The sequence below is a fragment of the Legionella qingyii genome, from assembly GCF_003990155.1.
Taxonomy (GTDB): domain Bacteria; phylum Pseudomonadota; class Gammaproteobacteria; order Legionellales; family Legionellaceae; genus Legionella; species Legionella qingyii.
The window spans coordinates 1-1,630 of sequence record NZ_RZGX01000046.1 but is presented as its reverse complement, the minus strand read 5'-3'; the positions used below and the strand labels follow the sequence as shown (position 1 = coordinate 1,630).

The following is a 1,630-nucleotide window of genomic DNA, read 5'->3' as shown; positions in this document are numbered from 1 at the left end:
ATTGCTGGAAGAGGACAAATCCTCTCAGGATGGTATTGCTTTAAAAAGAATGAAAGCTGCTCTTTCTACTCAATACTTAAGAAAAGTGATTGGTTTTTAAACTTTGATGAAATCGCCCTGCTATTATTACAATTTTTCATATCATTTAATATTAAGTTAATTTAATTGCTATATAATTAAGTTAACTCATGAATTAATCATTATGTAAAATGTTTAGCAACTCCGAACTAAAAATCATCATAACCTTTATGTATGTTAACGCTGAATTTTTTGCGGCGCCTTTTTTAGATCGTGATGAGTTTTCCTCTTGGGCTAGTCAAAACGAAGATGCAATAAATTTTTCAACCAAATTACATGAGGCACTACAAACCTCCAAACCCATTTGTTTCTATGATATTAATTGGCTGAAACAATATATATTAGCTATAGTCGGAGCATCTGAACGAATAACAGGCGAATTTAAAAAAACACGTTGTCTGTTATCCGGTCATGTTGCCCATCTATATAAAGTTCTGAAGGCCAATCCTAATTTGGCCTCGACGATTAAAAGCCAGATGAGTAGCAATTTTTTTGATAACTGGTACAACACTCAACCTCCGCGAATAAATACGGTAAGAGCGAAACACCTAAAAAGGTTTGAATTGTTAACTAGTAAAATGGACCATGACTTTGAACTGTATCAAGAAAAAAAATTAGAAGATATAAAATCTATTTTACCAGCAGGATTTTTTCTTAGTTACGATTCTAATGGGTATGTTACCAGCTATTATAAAGCTGGCTTTCAAAGATCTACAGAAGAAATAATAGAAAACAGCGGTGATAGTGATGTATCTGAGTTGAAATTACTGATCGATAAATTCAATCACGCACAGAGTGTAAGACAAACTTTAAGAAATTCAGAGGTAAATGCGTTAACCCGACTTAATCAGTTTTCCGATAAAATTCACGATAAAAATTTTATTAAAAATTTTACCGCCGATAACGATTCTGATGAAACAAGAATATTAAAGACTGTAGCTTATGCTTTCACAACACTAGTGTTTGGACTAGGACTTTATCTATCATATAAAAATAAAGGTACTTGCAAATTCTGGACATCAGGCGAAGAAGAATTATTAGAATCCACTACAGAAAATTTGGAAATGCAAATCAACCATATGAGTAATCCAAAATTTTGGCGAAAATAAGCTGACTCCGCTTATTCAATTCATCAATCATATAGATAACCCCCAAGTAATACAAAATAAGTAACCTCGATTTTCCAATTTAAGTTTATAAAATACCTGCTTTAAAAATTATATTCTTAATATAAAACAGCTTTTATAACAAAAAATTAAAAAAAATAGGCTAACAGACTTGACATCTTCCCCTTAAAAAGACAAAATCACGCGTCTTGTGGCTATGTAGCTCAGCCGGTTAGAGCGCGGCACTCATAATGCTGAGGTCGGTGGTTCGAGTCCACCCATAGCCACCACTCAATCAATAAATTACCATTAAATCCCAAATAAAAACGGCTCTTCCCCAAATCAGGGGGCACTAATCAAGAACACAAAACTTTAACCCTTAACCTATAATTTTCAAAATTTCTAAATCCATAAGCACGTCTTTGAATCAGCTTCATCTTCCTATG

The 1,630-nt window shown here is 33.1% G+C and carries 3 protein-coding genes and 1 tRNA gene; 3 read left to right on the top strand and 1 reads right to left on the bottom strand.

The genetic code is table 11. The annotated features are described in order from the left end of the window. The 3 genes from ELY20_RS17080 to ELY20_RS16690 form a co-directional block, all read left to right on the top strand. Nucleotides 1-100 (top strand): hypothetical protein (locus ELY20_RS17080; RefSeq protein ID WP_233590492.1); only part of this gene is annotated, 100 nt, incomplete at its 5' end. 148 nt (nt 101-248) lie between these two features. Next, nucleotides 249-1,187 (top strand): hypothetical protein, encoded by a 939-nt coding sequence (locus ELY20_RS16695; RefSeq protein ID WP_199739271.1) that lies wholly within the window; start codon nt 249-251, stop codon nt 1,185-1,187. A gap of 210 nt (nt 1,188-1,397) precedes the next feature. Then, nucleotides 1,398-1,474 (top strand) — tRNA-Met (locus tag ELY20_RS16690). Nucleotides 1,475-1,540: 66 nt separating this feature from the next. On the opposite strand, the gene ELY20_RS16685 is transcribed toward ELY20_RS16690, so the two are convergent. Next, nucleotides 1,541-1,630 (bottom strand): transposase (locus ELY20_RS16685; RefSeq protein ID WP_131775223.1); only part of this gene is annotated, 90 nt, incomplete at its 5' end.